The sequence below is a fragment of the Lapidilactobacillus salsurivasis genome (assembly GCF_054785215.1).
In genome coordinates, this window is record NZ_BAAABI010000004.1 from 236,282 (window position 1) to 254,825 (window position 18,544).

15 protein-coding genes are annotated in these 18,544 nt (G+C 51.2%); 11 read left to right on the forward strand and 4 right to left on the reverse strand.

All coding sequences use genetic code 11. The features are described from left to right. Positions 1-487: 487 nt before the first annotated feature. Positions 488-2,116: an ABC-F family ATP-binding cassette domain-containing protein gene (locus tag ACYVSB_RS07025; protein ID WP_461218893.1), complete on the forward strand. Its 1,629-nt coding sequence runs from the start codon at positions 488-490 to the stop codon at positions 2,114-2,116. Positions 2,117-2,231: 115 nt separating this feature from the next. Here the strand turns inward: ACYVSB_RS07025 and ACYVSB_RS07030 are convergent, their stop codons facing one another. Both ACYVSB_RS07030 and ACYVSB_RS07035 read right to left on the reverse strand, forming a co-directional pair. Next, positions 2,232-2,936 carry a class I SAM-dependent methyltransferase gene (locus ACYVSB_RS07030; RefSeq protein ID WP_461218915.1) on the reverse strand — a complete coding sequence of 235 codons (705 nt, stop codon included), beginning with the start codon at positions 2,934-2,936 and terminating at the stop codon, positions 2,232-2,234. 104 nt (positions 2,937-3,040) lie between these two features. Further along, positions 3,041-3,814, reverse strand: a complete 774-nt coding sequence (locus ACYVSB_RS07035) for an HAD family hydrolase (RefSeq protein ID WP_125598671.1) — start codon at positions 3,812-3,814, stop codon at positions 3,041-3,043. A 1,275-nt stretch (positions 3,815-5,089) separates the two neighbouring features. On the opposite strand from ACYVSB_RS07035, the gene celB reads away from it, so the two are divergent. The 4 genes from celB to ACYVSB_RS07055 all read left to right on the forward strand — a co-directional run bounded on the left by celB (position 5,090) and on the right by ACYVSB_RS07055 (position 8,890). Next, positions 5,090-6,457, forward strand: coding sequence for a PTS cellobiose transporter subunit IIC (celB, locus tag ACYVSB_RS07040; RefSeq protein WP_461218894.1), 1,368 nt, complete (start codon positions 5,090-5,092; stop codon positions 6,455-6,457). A gap of 18 nt (positions 6,458-6,475) precedes the next feature. Further along, a complete protein-coding gene (locus ACYVSB_RS07045; RefSeq protein ID WP_125602068.1) occupies positions 6,476-7,606 on the forward strand; it encodes a glycerate kinase in 1,131 nt (376 codons plus the stop codon). 107 nt (positions 7,607-7,713) lie between these two features. Then, positions 7,714-8,052 (forward strand): nucleotide pyrophosphohydrolase, encoded by a 339-nt coding sequence (locus ACYVSB_RS07050; protein WP_125602065.1) that lies wholly within the window; start codon positions 7,714-7,716, stop codon positions 8,050-8,052. Positions 8,053-8,188: 136 nt separating this feature from the next. After that, entirely contained in the window at positions 8,189-8,890 is a 702-nt protein-coding gene (locus ACYVSB_RS07055; protein ID WP_461218895.1) for an endonuclease/exonuclease/phosphatase family protein, read from the forward strand. Between the two features lie 189 nt (positions 8,891-9,079). On the opposite strand, the gene ACYVSB_RS07060 is transcribed toward ACYVSB_RS07055, so the two are convergent. Beyond that, entirely contained in the window at positions 9,080-9,853 is a 774-nt protein-coding gene (locus tag ACYVSB_RS07060) for an HAD family hydrolase (protein WP_461218896.1), read from the reverse strand. A gap of 278 nt (positions 9,854-10,131) precedes the next feature. Between ACYVSB_RS07060 and ACYVSB_RS07065 the strand changes: the two genes are divergently transcribed. The 4 genes from ACYVSB_RS07065 to ACYVSB_RS07080 all read left to right on the forward strand — a co-directional run bounded on the left by ACYVSB_RS07065 (position 10,132) and on the right by ACYVSB_RS07080 (position 16,376). Beyond that, a complete protein-coding gene (locus tag ACYVSB_RS07065; protein WP_461218897.1) occupies positions 10,132-10,287 on the forward strand; it encodes a hypothetical protein in 156 nt (51 codons plus the stop codon). Positions 10,288-10,323: 36 nt separating this feature from the next. Beyond that, a complete protein-coding gene (gene hemH / locus ACYVSB_RS07070; RefSeq protein WP_461218898.1) occupies positions 10,324-11,265 on the forward strand; it encodes a ferrochelatase in 942 nt (313 codons plus the stop codon). Between the two features lie 620 nt (positions 11,266-11,885). Next, the gene (locus ACYVSB_RS07075; RefSeq protein ID WP_461218899.1) at positions 11,886-14,213 is read left to right on the forward strand and encodes an HAD-IC family P-type ATPase; all 2,328 of its coding nucleotides are present in this window, start codon (positions 11,886-11,888) and stop codon (positions 14,211-14,213) included. A 174-nt stretch (positions 14,214-14,387) separates the two neighbouring features. After that, positions 14,388-16,376: a heavy metal translocating P-type ATPase gene (locus ACYVSB_RS07080; protein ID WP_461218900.1), complete on the forward strand. Its 1,989-nt coding sequence runs from the start codon at positions 14,388-14,390 to the stop codon at positions 16,374-16,376. 55 nt (positions 16,377-16,431) lie between these two features. On the opposite strand, the gene ACYVSB_RS07085 is transcribed toward ACYVSB_RS07080, so the two are convergent. Then, a complete protein-coding gene (locus tag ACYVSB_RS07085; protein ID WP_461218901.1) occupies positions 16,432-16,650 on the reverse strand; it encodes a hypothetical protein in 219 nt (72 codons plus the stop codon). A gap of 944 nt (positions 16,651-17,594) precedes the next feature. Between ACYVSB_RS07085 and ACYVSB_RS07090 the strand changes: the two genes are divergently transcribed. Together ACYVSB_RS07090 and ACYVSB_RS07095 are read left to right on the forward strand one after the other, a co-directional pair. Further along, positions 17,595-17,849: a hypothetical protein gene (locus ACYVSB_RS07090; protein ID WP_461218902.1), complete on the forward strand. Its 255-nt coding sequence runs from the start codon at positions 17,595-17,597 to the stop codon at positions 17,847-17,849. A gap of 155 nt (positions 17,850-18,004) precedes the next feature. After that, positions 18,005-18,325, forward strand: a complete 321-nt coding sequence (locus tag ACYVSB_RS07095) for an ArsR/SmtB family transcription factor (protein WP_164511227.1) — start codon at positions 18,005-18,007, stop codon at positions 18,323-18,325. Positions 18,326-18,544: the final 219 nt, after the last annotated feature.

Consider the following 18,544-nt stretch of genomic DNA (forward strand, 5'->3'; position numbering starts at 1 on the left):
CTAAACGGATCCGATCATTCTCTCGTTGACAACGCTAGTTTACCCCAAGAGGCGAACAAATTAAGGCGATTCTAGAAATATCCGACGAAATCAGGGCAAGCGCACGGACCAAAGTTGGGCAAAAGAACTGACCTAAAGTTTGACGTAGTTATTCGAAAAGGGTGTTTGAAACGGTTATTTGATGAAGCTTATGAAAGCAGTGAATGACCAGCAAATCAAGGCGGAACTTGATGGGAGAACGTTGGGATTCTGGAAGCAGCATGGCTGAATCCAGCAATTGCAGGATCAAAACTTGATGCTCAAGTCGCTCAAATGCGGATAGCCATCAGAACGGACTCACGAACCACGATAATGTTGTTTAGCAATCGGTGCTACTTTTTGGTGGCAAGACAGAGATTCTTGCCGGTCATTTTCCCGCGATGCCTTGCTTCCCGCCGGATTAATCGGTATAATTCATGGGACTACTAACAAGAAATGAGGATAACGATTGATTACTGTAAGCGATGTGAGTCTGCACTTTGCGGACCGCAAACTTTTTCAAGATGTCAATATTAAGTTCACTTCCGGCAATTGCTATGGGCTGATCGGGGCTAATGGCGCCGGCAAATCAACCTTTTTGAAAGTGCTATCGGGCGAGATCCAACCGTCTACAGGTACAGTCACGCTGGATCCCAACGAGCGCTTGGCGACTTTACGGCAAAATCACTTTGATTACGAGGACAATACGGTCTTGGAAACGGTCATCATGGGCCATACCGATCTGTATCGGATCATGCAGGAGAAGGATGCCATTTACATGAAGCCTGATTTCGACGAGGCGGACGGCATTCGCGCGGCGGAGTTGGAAGCGGAATTTGGTGAGATCGGTGGTTGGGAAGCGGAAAGTGAAGCCTCCCAATTATTGCAAGGGTTGAATTTACCGGAAAGCTTTCACCAAGAGAAAATGGCGACCTTGACGGAAGGACAGAAAATCAAGGTTTTGTTGGCGCAGGCGCTGTTTGGCAAACCGGATGTGCTGTTATTGGACGAGCCGACCAACGGCTTGGACGTGGCGTCGATCGATTGGCTGGAAGAGTTTCTGATCAATTTCGAAAATACGGTCATCGTGGTTTCTCATGACCGCCACTTCCTCAACAAAGTTTGTACCCACATGGCCGACCTGGATTTCAGTCGCATCCAACTTTATGTGGGCAACTACGATTTCTGGTTGGAATCATCGCAATTGGCGCAGAAGCTGATGCAGGATCAGAATGCCAAAAAAGAAGAGAAGATCAAAGAGTTGCAAGCGTTTATCGCCCGTTTCTCGGCGAACGCTTCCAAGTCGAAACAAGCGACCTCACGGAAGAAAATGTTGGATAAGATTACCTTAGACGACATTCAACCAAGTTCGCGGCGCTATCCTTTCATTAAGTTTGTGCCTAATCGGGAGATCGGGAACGATTTGTTACAAGTCGATGATCTGTCCGTAACGGTCGCTGGGAAAAAGGTCTTGGATCATGTCAGCTTTATCCTGAATAAAGACGATAAAGTTGCCTTCTTGGCGGACAACGACATGGTCACGACAACGTTATTCAAAGTACTCACCGGCGAATTAACGCCGGATTCGGGAACGGTCCGCTGGGGTGTGACCACTAGCACCGCCTATTTGCCGAAAGACTTCACTGCTATTTTTGATGAAGAGACGTCGATTCTGGATTGGCTCCGGCAATTCGCGGAAAAGGGTGAAGACGACAATACATTCTTGCGCGGCTTTCTCGGGCGGATGCTTTTCTCCGGCGATGACGTTTTGAAATCAGTTAATGTGTTGTCTGGTGGCGAGAAGGTGCGAGTGATGTTGTCGAAAATGATGCTGCTCAAAGCCAACGTGCTGCTGTTGGACGATCCAACCAATCATTTGGATCTGGAATCAATCACGGCGTTGAACGATGGGTTGATCGACTATCAAGGCGCGATTTGCTTTGCGTCCCATGACCACCAGTTTATCCAAACAGTCGCTAATCGGTTGATCTATCTGAGCGCCAATGGGGTGATTGACCGGGCGGAGACCACCTACGACGAGTTCCGCGCGAACCCTCAAGTCCAAGCGCGTTTGGCGGAATTGGCGCCATCAGTTTAGCGTGCTCGTCTTTTTGAACGGTAATAATTGTTAAGAAGCATACAAAAGATCCTGTCCGCAAGCTTGCTGCGGGCAGGATCTTTTTCTAACTTTAGGGTGGTCATCAAAACATCTGCTAAGCCCGTTGCGCGCGGAAGGTCAGCAAATCGCTGGTGGGGTCTTGACCATAACCGGTTTGTTGCGTAATGGTTTGAAAGCCAGCCTTTTCCAGAAGCAGGCGCATTTCCGTGGGACCGTACCAGTACAAGACGAAATGGGACAGTTCTGATTGGACAACTTGGCCTTGATCCAAGAGCTCGTAGCGATGACTGTAACTGACTTTCTGGTGATGCCAGTCAAATTGTTCGCTGGTGCTGGTGAACAAGATCCCCCGCTGTTGATCCAGGGGAAAACTATCGACGGTCACCTCGCCGGGCTTGAAGTCGCTAGGCAGGGCCGTATCAAATAGCAAGAACCCATCCGGCGCTAAATGTTGATAAAAGCCTTGCAATACTGACAAGATCTGCGCTTTTGGCAAAAGGTCAAAACTGCCTGTGGGCATGATGATCGCCTGATAAGTTCGGTCTAGTTGGAGGTGAGTCAGATCTTGGTGGAAAAGGTCAGCGGTCAGGCCGGCCGCTTGTAAGTTCTCTCGACATTGATCCAGCATCTCCGTCGAAAGGTCGATCCCGTCAACTTGAAGGCCTTTTTGCAGCAAGGGGATCAGCATCCGTCCCGTACCAACGCCTGCTTCAAGGATCCTGCCGCAACAATCCGCCAGTTGTTGGGCGTAGAAGGCCAGATCACCATTCAGCGCGACCGATGGGTTTCGTAATTTGATAAACTTGGGTGCTCAATGCCCCATATTCTTTAAACATGACTGACTCCGTTCCGAGTTTGCTGGCGCGTTCCCACGCAAGAAGCCGCCGTTAGCGCTCATTTTTTTCATTGACCAACAGCTTGGTCATTTTGTTGGCGTAGAAGCTCAGCTACCGCCTGAGCCAAACTAGCCACTGTATAAGTCGCGGCCTGGCGCACACTGGCCGGACTGTCATTGAAGGTGAAACTTTGGTCGCTGGCGGTGAGCATGGGCAGGTCATTGTAAGAATCACCGATGCACGCCAGATCTGAATCCGCGATCTGATACTGCTGTTGAACCAACTTCAGCGCGCGTCCCTTAGAATTTCCTTGCGCCACGACGTCGATGTCGATCACATTTTGAAAGGCCGTGATGGGCAGGCCTAACTGATTGATCTCGTTGGTGATCCGGCGCGTTTCTTCAACGCTATCGAGGTGGAATGAGAAATTATGGACACCACTTTCTCGAATTTCGTGGAGGTCTTCGATCAAGCGCACGCCGCTACCTGGCCACGCGTGATCGAAGTGATATTGGTAGATACCCTGATCGACCATGGCAAAACTAGCCAAGTGGTCGAAATGCCGCATCACTTTGATGGCAAGTTCGGTGGGAATATCTTCTTGGTAGCAAACTTTTTGGGTACGATCGAGAATCACACTCCCGTTATTCAGAATGAAGAAGTCAAAGTCGATCAACCCCGCCGTGGCGTCAGTGATCGCCGTCAAATTGCGTCCGGTACAGATGCCAAACAGGTTACCCGCCGCTTGAAAACGGTGAATCGCCGCCAGATCTTCCGGATGAAAAGCAGGTGTTTCGTTAAAATATAAGGTGTTGTCAAAATCGCTTGCCAATAATTTCATTTTTTTAAAGGACTCCTTCTGAAACGTGTTCGCCACCCTAGTGCTTTTCGCTTAGCTACGCAATTGTTCCGGAAGCGAAGTGCGGCTTCCAAAACAATTGCTAGGCTATGCTCGAGCACTACCCGGGGGTGGCTCACACTCTGTCTTGAAACGTGTTCGCCACCCCAGCTTCTTGCGCTTAACTAAGCCAGGCTTCCGAAGGCCAAGACCCGCCTCCAAAATCCTGGCTAGGTTAATGCGCAGAAGCTACCCGGGTTGGCTCACACTCTTTGGTTACTGGTTCAGTATAGCATGACGGTTCTGGATAAAGTAGGGCCGGTTCGTTTAAAACTGGCCGTACCGCAAGTGCTTTGAGTTGATTTGAAAAGTAGGGCTTCTATATTACTACTTCGTTTGATTGCAGGTTTTGGTGGGTGTTGCGCGTGAGCGCAACCGGCTGGGACTGCTGATGCGGACTGGAAACGTGCTCCGCGCAACTGACTTCTGTGCTTAGCTACCCAATGGCTCCGGAAGCAAAGTGCGGCTTCCAAATCCATCGTTAGGCTAATGCTCAGAAGCTGACCAGGTCGGCTCTCATTCTGATTAGAGCCGCGCAGTCCCAGCCGGTTGCTGAACAGAATTGGGCTTATCTGCAATCGAAAGCGTTTATCTGACGAAGTGCTTTTGCAAGCGAGAGGGCAAAACAATCGTCCACTTTTGGAGTGGAGCGTGGCGTTGAAACGTGTTCGCCGACCTAGCTTCTTCCGCTTAGCTACGCAACTATTCTGGAGTCATAGACCGGCCTCCAAAATAGTTGCTAGGCTAATGCTCAGAAGCTGACCAGGTCGGTTCACACTCTGGCGTTGGTGGGCTGTTTACTAGTTGGCGGAAGGTCGGGCTGGGGGTGAGTCAGCCGCGATATTATTGTTGGCGATTTATCGCCTACAATAAGGCCGAGTTTTGAGATTTTCGGCGCACTTCCGAAAAGCTCAAAATCGTGCCCGCCGCGTTCCACCACCCCCAGCCCGACCTGGAGCCCCACCACATCTGCAATCCACCAACGCCACGCGCAGCGCAAACTGCGGACAATCTACTCTGCGACTTTCTCAAGCAGACTAGATTTAGTTCACCAGGCAAGTAATCTTACCCAGCACCACAACGTGGCAGTGACGGTCAAGATACAAAAAGCAAAGCGCGAAATTGCAATCGGTGGACAGCACCAGGCTTACTTTTCTATAATGAAGTTACAAATTGGGGACTCAGCTTGTTGCTAAGGTGAGAAAAGGAGTGGGTCAGATGCAAAAGTTTTTTAATTTCTTAGAGCAGCGCTTATTACCGCCATTGAATAAAGTGGCGAATACAAAAGTGATTCGGGGGATCATGAATGCGGGACTGACGGCGGTACCGTTTACGATTGTGGCTTCAATTTTCTTGATCATCAACAATCTGCCTCAGATTTTTCCCTTCGCGGCGGCTTTCTTTCAACGCACGATCTTACGCTTCAGCGGCTTCTATATGGTCGCCAGTACGATGACGTTAGGTTCGATCGCGATCTATTATGCCTTGGCGGTGGGCTATTATTACGTGGAGGAATATCGGCGTAGTGGTGAGGAACAATTGAATAGTTTCACGGGCGCGATCTTAGCGTTAATGGCGTTCTTGATGACGATTCCTTCGGTGGCCTTCGTTAAGGGGACGGCCGCCACGAAAACAACGACGATCACGGCGGGCGCGGGAACTGTTTCTGGTGTCATGTTTTCCGGTGGTTGGCTCAGCCGCTTCGGCGGGGTCGGTATTTTCATCGCGATCATTACGGGCATCTTGGTGGTCCAGATTTATCGCTGGTGTATCAATCATCAGGTAACAATCAAAATGCCTGCTGGGGTCCCAGACGGGGTCAGTCGGTCGTTTGCCTCATTGATCCCTTCGATTTTGATCGCCATCGTGATGATCCTCATCAATCTTGGACTTGGCCTGGCGGGAACCGATCTGCATCAACTGTTGTCGGCGCCGTTTGCATTTGTCAAGAATCTAACTGGATCCTGGCTGGGGATGGTGGTGATCTTGTTGCTGATCCATCTCCTCTGGATCGTGGGGGTCCATGGGACGGCTATTGTCAAAAACAGCTTCGTCAATCCAATCTTGTTGGTGGCCTTGACGGAAAACATCAAGGGCGGTCACAATATTTTCGCTGGGGATTTCATCAATATGTGGGTTTTTATTGGCGGCGCTGGTGGCACATTAGGACTGGTTCTCTTAATGAACTTCGCGGCCAAGTCGCAACAGCTACGGGTTTTGGGGCGGACCGCCTTGTTGCCAGGAATCTTCAATATCAATGAGCCTGTTATCTTTGGGGCGCCGATCGTCTATAATCCCTATCTGATCATACCTTTTATTCTCAATCCGGTCGTGACCGCATCGTTGGCATATTTTGCCATCAAGATCGGTTTGGTCGCCCAAGTCAGTTCCAGCATCGCCTGGATCTTGCCGGTGGGCGTGGGCGCTTGGCTGGGAACTAGTGGGAATTTTCCCGCTGCGCTGCTCGCGTTGGTCAATTTGGCTGTTTCCGTCGTGATCTACTATCCGTTTTTCAAATTGTATGATCAGAAATTGGCAGCGGCTGAACAAGCCGGCGCCAATCAATCGTCCGCAAGTCTGTCCTAAGTAGAAAAGGGTGAAAAAATGAAAATTGTCGCGGCAATTGATTCATTCAAAGGCTGTGCAACTTCGGCGGAACTCAATCAGGCTGCCTTAGCGGGGTTACCCAAAGAAATCGACACGGTCAGCATCCCTATCGCGGATGGCGGCGAGGGGAGTTTGGCCGTGGTGCAGCAGGCCTTAGGCGGTCGACTTGAAACCGCGCTGGTCGCTGATCCGTTAGGACGTAAAATTTGCGTTCCGTATTTACTGACGGATCTTGCTGGTGAAACAACGGCCGTGATCGAGGCGGCCCAAGTGCTGGGGCTCAACATGATCACGGCGGTGAGCGATGCCAACGCGCGGCGAGCCTCATCGTTTGGCTTAGGCGAGTTGATCAGGATTGTTTTAAGGCGCCGGCCCGTGGTCCAGCAAATCATGATTGCCCTGGGTGGCAGCGCAACTTCTGATGGTGGTTTGGGGCTGTTAGCGGGTTTGTTGGCTAGTCCGGAAACAACCTTCGTGGCCAATCCGCTCTTGCAGTCGGCGCCACTGGATTTAACGTTACTGGCGGCGGCGCGCAGGCGACTGGCCGGGGTGCGGCTAGTTGGGTTACCTGATGTTCAGGCCTTGTTTTCCGGTTCGACAGGCTTTGCCAAGGTTTACGCGACGCAGAAAGGCGCCAGTCCACAAACGATTCGGGAGCTAGATCAGCAGGCCACGGCGCTGCGGCAGCAGGTCGTTACTGCCGACCAATTCGACTTGGATCAGCTGGCTGGAAGTGGCGCCGCTGGTGGTTTAGGCGGGATGATCGCGCTCTTGGGTGGCAGCTTGTCCGGTGGCTTGACTACTTTGGCCAGCTTGACCGGATTGGAAGCCGCGTTGTCTACGGCGGATCTGGTCATTACCGGGGAAGGCCGGATCGATGCGCAAACGCTGACGGGCAAGGTTCCTTACGGCGTGGCGCGGTTGGCGGAGCGCCATCACGTGCCCGTTTTAGCCTTATGTGGCGCTCGCTCGGCGGATATTGGGATCATGGAGCGCCTGACGTTAGGTTGTTTTTGCATTCAGGCGGCGCCGGTCTCCTTAGCGGACGCAATAGACCGGCAACGGACGTTAGCCAATGTGAACCGTTTGACCCGGGAATTGGTGCAGGTTTTCTGCGCTAGGGAATAAGCAGGTTTTCATCGAAGAAAGCAAGCCGCGGCGTTCTTTCGCCGGGGGAAGATGCTATACTTACTGGTGGTATCAGCTGAATTAAGCAACCCAAAGGAGCAATCATCATGACAACGCAAGATAGCATGGCAAAAATCAATCAGTTCCGCGACGAGCGACATTGGCGCCAATTCCATAATGAGAAGGATTTGGCCATTTCCATTTCTCTAGAAGCCAGTGAGTTGCTAGAACTGTTTCAATGGAAAACATCGGCGGAGGCGAAGGAGAAGCCGGAGCGTTTGCGGGAAGAATTGGCCGATGTTTTGATTTATTCTTATATGTTGGCGGATAATTTAGATTTGGATGTGGACGCGATCATTGCCGAGAAATTGCGCAAAAACGCGGTCAAGTATCCGGCCAGCACCAGTCATGATCTGCGGCAGACCAAGCATCAGAGTTTCGATTAGCGCGAAAATGACCAGCACCAATTCGTCCGGGTGCAATCGGCGTCGATAGCAACGTAATCTGTAAGCAGCAACACAATCTAAAGAGACTTCAAAACAGACTTCAATTGAGAGTCAGTTCAAGGTGGCAAGGCTAAAAATGTTATTGAAAAGTGGTACTTGGAATATCGCGTCAGGCTTGGGACCAGATTTACCAGCGCTGGCCGGGTTGATTCAGCAACAGGGACTGGATCTGATCGGGTTGCAGGAGGTTGATCGGCAGACTTCGCGTTGTCCCCACGCAGTCGCCGAGGAATTGGCGGAGTATTTGGGCTGGCAGGCCTTTTTCGCACCGATTTTTCCGCTGATGGGTGGTGAATACGGGCTGGCGCTGCTGTCACGCTGGCCGTTACAGGCGCGGCGGGTGATTCATTATCGGGCTAAAGGCGCGGAGCCCCGGATCTTGCAAATGGCGCAGTTGCGGATGGGTCCTGGGATAGAGCTGACGGTAGTCAACACGCATTTGAGTTTCGAGACGCCAGCGTTACGCCAACAGCAAATGCAGCAATTGCAACAGGAGCTGGCACCAGTCATTCGGCGCCGACAGCCGCTACTGATCACCGGTGACTTCAATACAGATCAGCGGGTCACTGAATGGGCTGATTTTAAGGGACCATGGCAATTGACCAATGGCGCCGCGGGCCACTGGCAGGCCACTTTTCAAGATGACGATCCGGCCATGCGGACGCGGGCCATCGACAATATCCTGTTCACGAATGGGCCGCAATTGCAACTGTGGCAAGTTGAGACTACGCCGCTATCTGACCATGCCTTGTTGCGAGCTGAATTTCAGCTGGGCTAGCCTAATTTTTACGGCCGTTATTTTGAGCGAAAAAAACACGCGTGATTCTGGGAGGCGTTCTGCTCCGCATCAGGCGTGTTTTAGTTAGCTGTAAATTGTCGGTGACGCACTGTGATCAGGCGGTCTAGTCTTGCGTGGTTTTTGCCAAGCACGAAATCCGTTGGCGCTGGGCGCAATTGAACTGACTGATTAAATGGCGGCCTGAGCGGCTTTGCGCGCGGTTAGTTGATCGATTGCCTGGTCGATGCTGGTGACCATATATTTGGCATGGTCGCGGACGATTTGCGGGCTGTTCGTGAAGGTGAAGCCATTGGCGCAGACGTCCAGCATCGGGAGGTCGTTGTAGGAGTCGCCGATACAACCGACGTCGGGATCAGCGAGGCCGTAGTAGTCTTGAATGATTTTCAAAGCCTTGCCCTTGGAGGTTTGCCAGTTGACACAATCGATCTCCGTGCCATTTTGAAAGCCTCGGATCGGCAGGCCTAACTGATTGAGCTCCTGCGTGACTGCGGCGGCGTGTTCTTCTGACTCTAAATGGAAGGACACGCGGTGGGCGGTGGGTTCGCTCAACGCTTCGGGGTCCGTGATCAACGTGATGTTATCACTTTCCCATTGGCGGGTATTGTGGTAGGCGTAAATTGTCCGATCCGTGACCACCATGCTTTCCAAGGTTGCGAAATGGTGGAGCACTTGCTTGATCGTCGCTAGTTGGAGATCAAATTGGGCGATAACTTCGCGCTCATGGTTGAGAATGACGCTCCCATTGTCCAAAATATAGAAATCGAAATCCAGAAAGTCTTTAGTCAGAATATGAATTGAATCAAAGTCCCGACCGGTACAAATACCGAAAACGTTGCCGGCTTGTTGGAAATTCTTGATCGCGGCCAAGTCGCGGGTGCGAATGTGGGGATCTTCTGGATAGAAATATAAGGTACCATCAAAATCGCTGGCGAGCAGCTTCATGAATATAAACTCCTTCTTTGATAAACGACGCCATTGGGTAATTGCATACGCCAACCGGATTGATTTGTCGCCGGTTCGCGTCAATGAGGCTTGAACGGGGTGTCACCACTGGTCGGTTAAAACCAATAGCTCTTAATTATACCGGAAAAAATGGCTGAGGTAAATGCGCCGGCGCATTTTGCTGATTGGCGGCGCTGGTCTCGCGATCGTTTATTTTCAGCAAACCACCCTGTGGATCCTAAACCTGTTATAATAAAGAAAAAATAGGATGTGACGAGATGGAAAAGCAACGAGTGGTTCGTGACGGCGTCAGTTTCGGCTGCGTGCTGGCGATGATTATTTCCTATGTTAAATGGCATAGTATTATCTGGGCGGTGATTCATGGCTTGTTCAGTTGGGTCTATGTCATCTATTTTATTTTGCGTGGTTATTGAGTTTTTTCGACAAATCAATCTGCTCTGGAGGCAATCATGCGCAAACAAGGAATTCTCCTGATCAATCTGGGTTCGCCGGCAAAACCAGCGGCGCCAGAGGTCAAAACATATTTGGCACGCTTCCTGTCCGATCCGCGAGTGATCAAAACACCCCGGGCGATCTGGTTGCCAATTCTCAAAGGCGTGATCTTGCAAAAGCGGCCAGCGAAATCGGCGGCGCTTTATCAACAAATCTGGCAAACGGCAGGGTCGCCACTGGTGATTTATGGGCGGGAGCAACAGCGCCTACTGCAAGCACGTTTTCCTGAGGCTTGCGTGGAATTGGCCATGTCCTACAGCGATCCGTTGATTCCCGATACGCTGACGCGCCTGCTGCAACATGGGGTAACGGATCTGACCGTGATTCCCTTGTATCCCCAATATTCAGGCACTACCGTGGTTTCGATTTTCGACGAAGTGATGGGTTTCTTCCGCAAAAGCGATCGAATCATCGATCTGCGTTTTGTCCATTCCTTTTTTGATCAACCGGCGTATTTGGATTACTTCGCCAATCGGATCAAGGCCAGTTTGGCTCAGGCCGAATATGATGGTCTCCTCTTTTCCTACCATGGGATTCCGGTTTCATATGTGCAAGATGGTGATCCTTACCCGGAAGAATGCCAGGCGACCACGGCGGGGATCATGGCGCGGGTCGGCGATTTTCCCTACTATCAGACCTTCCAGTCACGGTTTGGTCCCGATGAATGGTTAACGCCAGCGACGGACACCACGCTCAAGGCCCTACCAAGTCAAGGCGTCAAAAAGATTCTGGTGGTCGCGCCGGGATTTGTCGCGGATTGTTTGGAAACGATCCATGAAATCGACATTGAGAACCGGGCCTATTTCCTAGAAAATGGCGGCGAAGTCTTTACTTATTTGCCAACGTTCAACGATGACCCGGCGTTTACTGAAGTCTTGGCGAATATTCTCCAAGGCTAACAGGTCTGCTACTGGGCTACTGGGGCAATTCGGACGCTAACTTGGTGCTTGTCTAGCCCAGAAATCGCCGGTTTCTCAAGCAAATTATTATCCGCGATTCCTATTTGCTTCTATAATAAAAATAACGATTGATTACCGGGATGGTGCTCCCGTAACTTGTTCAAGTGATGGCGCCTATTAAATGCTAGCGAAGGCTAGGTTTAATAGGCGCCTTATTTGTTGGATTGTTGCGCGCAACTGGCTTCTGTGCTTAGCTACGTAAATGTTCCGGAAGCAAAAGCGGCTTCCAAAACCTTTGCTAGGCTAATGCTCGAAGCCAACCCGTTGCGCTCCGCACTCTGGGTTGAAACGTGCTCACCGACCCAGTGCTTTCCGCTTAGCTACGTAACTGTTCTGGGAGCAAAGTTCATCTCCCAAAACAGTTACTAGGCTAATGCTCAAGCACTACCCGGGTCGGTTTGCACTCTGGGTTGAAACGTGCTCGCCAGCCCAGCTTCCTCCGCTTAACTACGCTAGGCTTCTGGAGGCAAAGATCTGCCTCCAAAATCCTAGCTAGGTTAATGCTCAGAAGCTACCCGGGTTGGCTCGCACTCTGGTTTGTATCGAGGGGGGAGATTGGGATGGTGGTATCACAATTGGAACAGCAATACTTGGGTTCGGGGCTTGATCCCACGGCTGTGGCGGCGCAGCGGCAGCGCTTGGGGCAAAATAAATTGGCCTTTCATGAGCCGACGTTTGGCCATGGTGTCTTGATGCGGCTCTGGAATCCTACGGCTTGGTTACTGGAAGCGGCGATGATTTGTGAGTTCGTTCTAGGAAAACAGGTTCAGGCTATTTTTGTCCTAGTGCTGTTACTCTTCTCAGCTATTGACGGGGAAATCATGGCAACTAAGTCCAAACGGGAATTGCAATTGGTGCGCGAACAGGTTCAGTTGCAGGTCCGGACTTTGCAGCAGGGGAGCTGGCAATGGTTGGACGCCCAGGATCTCGTCTGTGGCGATATTGTCCATGTCCGTGTTGGTGACGTCTTAACGGCTGATGCTACGGTGCTGCTAGGGGGCATGAACTTGGATGAGGCCGCTTTGACCGGGGAGAGTCAGCCTCAAGAAAAGGCCAAGGGAGCAGTTGTTTTCGCGGGTAGTGTCGTTCGCCAAGGCGAGGCAATCGTTGAACTTACTGCGGTTGGCGCCCAAAGTCGTTACGGCAAAACCATTGACCTGATCAAGACTTCAGAGGCGCCGGGGCATTTGCAAAAGTTGCTTTTGCAGGTGGTGCGATATTTGGCAGCGCTGGATGCCTTTCTGGCGGTGTTATTATTGTTCAACGCCCACTGGGAGCACTTGTCTTTGGGCCAGCTGTTTCCATTTCTAGTGATCCTGATCATCGCGACGATCCCGATTTCGATGCCGGCGAGTTTTACGGTGGCCAACGCGGTGGAAGCCAAACAATTGGCCCAGCAACACATTCTGGTGACCGGATTGACCGCGATCCAGGAAGCGGCGGCGCTGGATATTCTCTTGGTGGATAAAACCGGCACGCTGACGAAGGCTGAATTAAGTTTGCGGTCGGTGGTACCCTTTTACGACTTTAAGCAGCAGGATGTTTTGACGGCAGTGGCGGCAACTACTGATTATGGGGCCAATGATCAGGTCAGCCGCGCCTTGATCAAGGCAGTGTTGGCCGCCGAAGTCCCCGTGTGGCCGCAGGTTGAATTGCAACCCTTTGCGCCGGATCATCGCTATGCCCAAGCTGATGTTACCGGCGCCGACGGGCAACGGGTCAGCTATTTACTCGGCAGTACCACGTTGCTGAATCCCGCCGTGGAACTAGCCCAGCCGGCGGTGGTGACGCAGACGATCTCAACTTGGTCCCAAGCCGGTTCAACTGTGTTAGTCTTGATTGAGCATTCGGGTACGCACACGCGCTTGTTGGCCTTGTTGGAATTGGCGAGCACCATTGCGCCTGGATCGGTCGCGGCGTTAGAGGAGTTACAGCAACAAGGGCTGAAGATTTTGATGGTGACGGGGGATACTCCGGCCACCGCGCGAACGATCGCCCGGCAAGTTGGTTTGACCGGTCCGATTTTTGACCAACATGATGACGCGATCCTGGCTGATTTCGATTGGCAACAGGGGGCGGGAGTTGCCAATATGTTGCCTGAGGATAAGTTGAGCCTGGTTAAAATGCTCCAACAACAGGGCCACACGGTAGGTATGTTGGGTGATGGCGTCAACGATGGTCCCGCATTGAAACAGGCCAATGTGGGGGTCGCGGTCAGCACGGCGACGGCGATTGCCAAGAAATCGGCTAGCGTCGTGTTGACCGAAGACCGCTTGACCGATGTTAGCGCGATCGTTGCCAGTGGCCATCGGGTCTATCAGCGGATGTTGACGTGGACCCTGACGAAATTATCCCGAACGGCCCAGTTGGCCACGTTGTTGACTTTGGGGTATTTGCTGACGGGCTTTTTCCCGGTTTCACTCAATCTGATTGTCTTTATCGTGATCATGAACGATTTGGTGACCTTAGTCTTGGGAACAGATCACACCCGCGCCAATTCATTACCCGAGCAGTGGGACTTACGGCGCTTGCTAGGGCGCGCGGGCAAATTGGCCTTTGTCTGGGTGGCTGAGGGTTTGATTTTCTTCATGCTTTTGTGGCAACGAACCGGGTTAAGTGAACCGCAATTAAGCAGTGTGATGTTCCTCTTCCTGATCAGCAGCGCGTTATTGACGATTCTGATCACGCGGCGGACCGATCATCGTTGGCATCCCGGTCCCAGTCGCGCCGTCCTAGAAATGATTTGCCTGGACCTCATTGCCACGATCTTGATGGTCAGCTGCGGTTGGTTTACCGCGGCGATCACGTGGCCATATATTATCAGCACCTTGATTTTGGCGCTAGTAACGGCAATCGCGTTGAAATATAGCTTGGGCAGCGTCGCATAGCCAGGCGTCAACGCCAGCCCAGCTCTAACAAAAAGTAAGCGATAAAGCCTGATTTTTCAGGAACTTAACCGCTTACTTTTATTTTTGATTTTAGTTGTAAAAGGCTTGCATTTTCGGATAACGTATGCAATAATTTTCATATGAACTAAACAACATATGAAGGAGACTGCAACTATGCAAATCAATCAATCCAATGAGCGCGCTGCAAGCTGCGATCAAAAACAGAATTCAACGCAACACCCTGGTCAAAAAATTAAAATCAATCAGGAACAAGCTGATCGCAATCATGAAAAAACCGCATTACGGCTTTATCTGTTAGGCCTTGTCCTATTCTTGGGGGCCTGGCTGATCAAGACGCCCAGCCCTTGGCTCAATGATATCGGCTTCGTGCTGGCTACTTTGACCGCGGGTTATCATGTCATGTTAGAGGGCTTCGGTGAAACCATCAGCGACTCCCGCCGCCAAAAACGGTTCGCGCCCAACATCCACATCCTAATGACCTTAGCCGCGGTCGGCGCCATTTTAATTGGCAGTTTCGAAGAAGCGGCCTTGTTGATCTTGATTTTTGCTGGCGCCCACTTCCTCGAGGAATACGCGGAAGGCAAAAGTAAACGTGAAATCACCAAACTACTGAAAATGAATCCGACTGAAGCGCGACTTGTCCAGGCCGATGGCACCACCAAAATTGTGCCCGTGGCGGAACTAGCGATCGGTGATCAGGTGCAAGTTCTCAATGGCGGCCAAGTTCCCACGGATGGTCGGATTCTTAGCGGGACCACCGCAATTGATGAAGCGTCGATCACTGGTGAAAGTATCCCTAAAGAGAAGACCGTGGGGGATGAAGTTTTCGGAAGTACGATCAATGGCAATGGCACTTTTCTGATGACAGTGACTAAGGATAGTAGTGAAACCGTCTTCGCTAAGATTCTGCAGCTGGTTGATCAGTCGCAGAATAATTTGACGAAAGCGGCCACGAAGATCAAGAAAATCGAGCCGATTTATGTTCAAACTGTTTTGTATTTATTCCCCTTGGTTATTCTTGCCGGCGCGTTATTGCTCGGTTGGTCTTGGTCGTTGAGTTTATATCGGGGGATGGTCTTTCTGATCTCCGCATCTCCCTGCGCTTTAGCGGCCAGCGCTGTGCCGGCCACCTTATCGGGTATTTCCAATTTGGCTAAGAAGGGCGTCCTATTTAAAGGTGGGGCCTACTTGGCTAACCTTAGTGACCTGCAAGCAATCTGCTTCGACAAAACTGGCACCCTGACTGCTGGGAAACCAGTCGTCACCGACGCCGAGTTCTTCGGGCTGACAGAACCAGAGCAGCAACACCTGTTGGCTGTGGTCACCGCGATGGAAAAAAGCGCTAATCACCCCTTGGCGACAGCAATCGTGACCAAGTTCGCTGATCAAGTTCCCGCTTTACCGATCAGCGCCAGCAATCAAGTCGGCGAAGGCTTGACTGCCACCTATCAACAAGTTACTTATCAAATCGCGAAACCCAGCGTTTTTCCAACGGTTAGCGCAACTATCAGCCAGCGGCAAGCGCAATTGGCCCAAGCCGGCAAAACCGTGGTTTACCTGGCGCAAAATCATCAGGTCGTCGGGTTGCTAGCTTTGATGGACGTGCCAAATCAGAACTCGCAAGCGGCGATTGCTTATTTCAAACGGCAACACGTGCACACAACCATGATCACCGGCGATGGGCAGGCGACCGGACAGGCGGTCGCTCAACAGCTCCAAATCGATTCCGTCGTCGCCAACGTTTTGCCCGAGGATAAGTCCAGCATCATTGCGCAACAGAAAGCCCAATATGGCCTGGTCGGCATGGTTGGCGACGGCGTCAACGATGCGCCTGCCTTAGTTAAGGCAGATGTCGGCATCGCGATGGGCGACGGCACCGATGTCGCGATCGATGTAGCGGATGTGGTCTTGATGCAAAACGACCTGTCGAAACTAAGCTATGCCCACCGAACTTCTAAACGGCTCAACCGTGTTGTCTATCAAAATATGATCTTCTCAATGATCGTGGTTTTATTGCTGGTCACACTTAATTTCATGGGCCAAATGGATATTGCTTTAGGCGTGATCGCCCATGAAGGCAGCACGCTAGTTGTGATTCTTAATGGCTTGCGGCTGTTGATCCCATCGCGGATCAAGGCCTGAGCGGGCAACGGTTGAATTTTATTGGGAGTGACGGATTCCTATTCTGATCTCTTGCTTAATTGCGGGTGTGGTTGGGTTTTGCGCGTGAGCGCAACCGGCTGGGACTGCTGATGCGGACTGGAACGTGGTGGGCGCTGTTTTGAGCCAATCCGCAAAGATCGCGGCTTGTCTCAAAATCAGGCCTTGTCCTAAGCGGCAGAGCCGCCAAGGACAATTTCACCACTGAGCCGCGCAGTCCCAGCCGGTTGCTAGACAGAATTGAGCTTATCTGCAATCGTGGTGAAGGATTTGACGAAGTTCTTTTGCAAGTGTGATGGTCAAAGCCATCACACTTTTTTGGTGGCACGGCAATGCCAACGGATTATGGAAACTTAGACTCCGTTCTTGATTTTTTTGCTTAATTTCAGGCGTGGTGGGTTTAGGTGTGGACGCAACCGCCTCAGGACGTTTGTCGTGGCTGGAACGCAGTGGGCACTGTTTTGAGCCAATCCGCAAATCCAGCGGCTTGTCTCAAAATCAGGCCTTATTCTAAGCGATAAATCGCTAAGAATAATCTCACCGCTGAGCCATACGTCCTGAGCCGGTTGCTAGGCAGAATTGAGCTTATCTGCAATTGAAGTTGGGTATCTGACGAAGTTCTTTTGCGAGCTAGAGGTCAAACAATTGCCCGCTTTTTGGGTGGTATGGCAATGTCAACTAATTCTGGAAGCCGAGATGCCGTTCTTGATCTTTCGCCTAATTGCAGGTGTGGTGAGTTTAGGTGGGAACGCAACCGTCTCAGGACGTTTGTCGTGGCTGGAACGCAGTGAGCATCGTTTGAAGCCAATCCGCAAAACCGGCGGCTTGTCTTCAAATCGAGCCTTGTCATAAGCGGCAAAGCCGCAAAGGACAATTTTACCGCTGAGCCACACGTCCTGAGGCGGTTGCTAGGCAGAATTGAGCTTATCTGCAATTGAAGTTGGGTATCTGACGAAGTGGTTTTGCGAGCTAGAGGTCAAACAATTGCCCGCTTTTGAGGTGGTACTGCAATGCCAACGGATTTGGATTTGTTGGTTGGTACAGTTTACCTAGGCTGAACATCTTTATCCGTTCCATAAACAATCCTTGGGTTGAGACCGGCTGATTTAGCCAGCTCATCAAGAACTTGCCTCAGTTCATCAGACAGACTGTACTGGTGTCACCAATTCAAGGATTGCAATCACTAACCACGGTCGTCAATTGCGTGGCTACCCATCAATTGGCAACAGCTTGTCAGTCGGCGTGAGTGCTCAAACGGCTGTTAAAACGTTGAGCGGCTCGAGCGGAGAAATTCGGGGTGAGATCGCCGTGAAATTGTCCTTGGCGGCTCTGCCGCTTAGGACAAGGCTCAGCTTTGAGATTCGCGCACTTTGCGAAGCTCAAAGTGACGCCCACAGCGAGCTCACCCCGAATTTCGCAGCGCAAGCCGCGGCCAACCTACTTTTATCTGTCTAGTGCCGCGGCCAAGCTACCTTTGCCCTCGTCGCACACACAAACTAACTTTTTCTTTGCGCTTTTTGCCAGAAATCGGTAAAATCATGTATAATAGATAAGCGTTTGGTAAATAGCACAAGATGACTAGTGTTGCGACGATCAAAGGGGCCCAAAAAATGAGTCAAGATAACAAGCTGATCGATGATGATCGGCTACTTCAAAAAGTTCAAAAAATCTTTCACATCCTCAGTAATGAAACGCGGTTGCGGATTATTTTAAGTTTGGATGAGCAAGAAATGAATGTCCGCCAATTGGAGGAAGCAGTGGGGTTGTCCCAATCGGCGATTTCCCACCAGCTGGCGATTTTGCGTGAGTGTGATTTGGTCAACTCGGAAAAGATCGGCAAAACGCGGGTCTACCGGCTGTCGGATGATCATGTGCGCGGAATGATCGACACCTTGGTGATTCACAGCCAGGAACAAGATCAGCAAGAATAATCGGTCGAAATCAAGGCAAACTTGGTTTCGGCTTTTTTGTTAGCGCTGACTGTGCTGGCTGGAACTGAGTCAGCCGGGCTAAGTCGGTGGGTTTTCGCTGCGGCAACTGGCGCTTTGCAGGAATCTTCTCCAAAAAGAATCGGTAAAATCGTTGGAAATAATTGCACTTTAAGGCTTGAATGCGCATACTAGAAGTAACGAAATCAGTTATGACGCTAG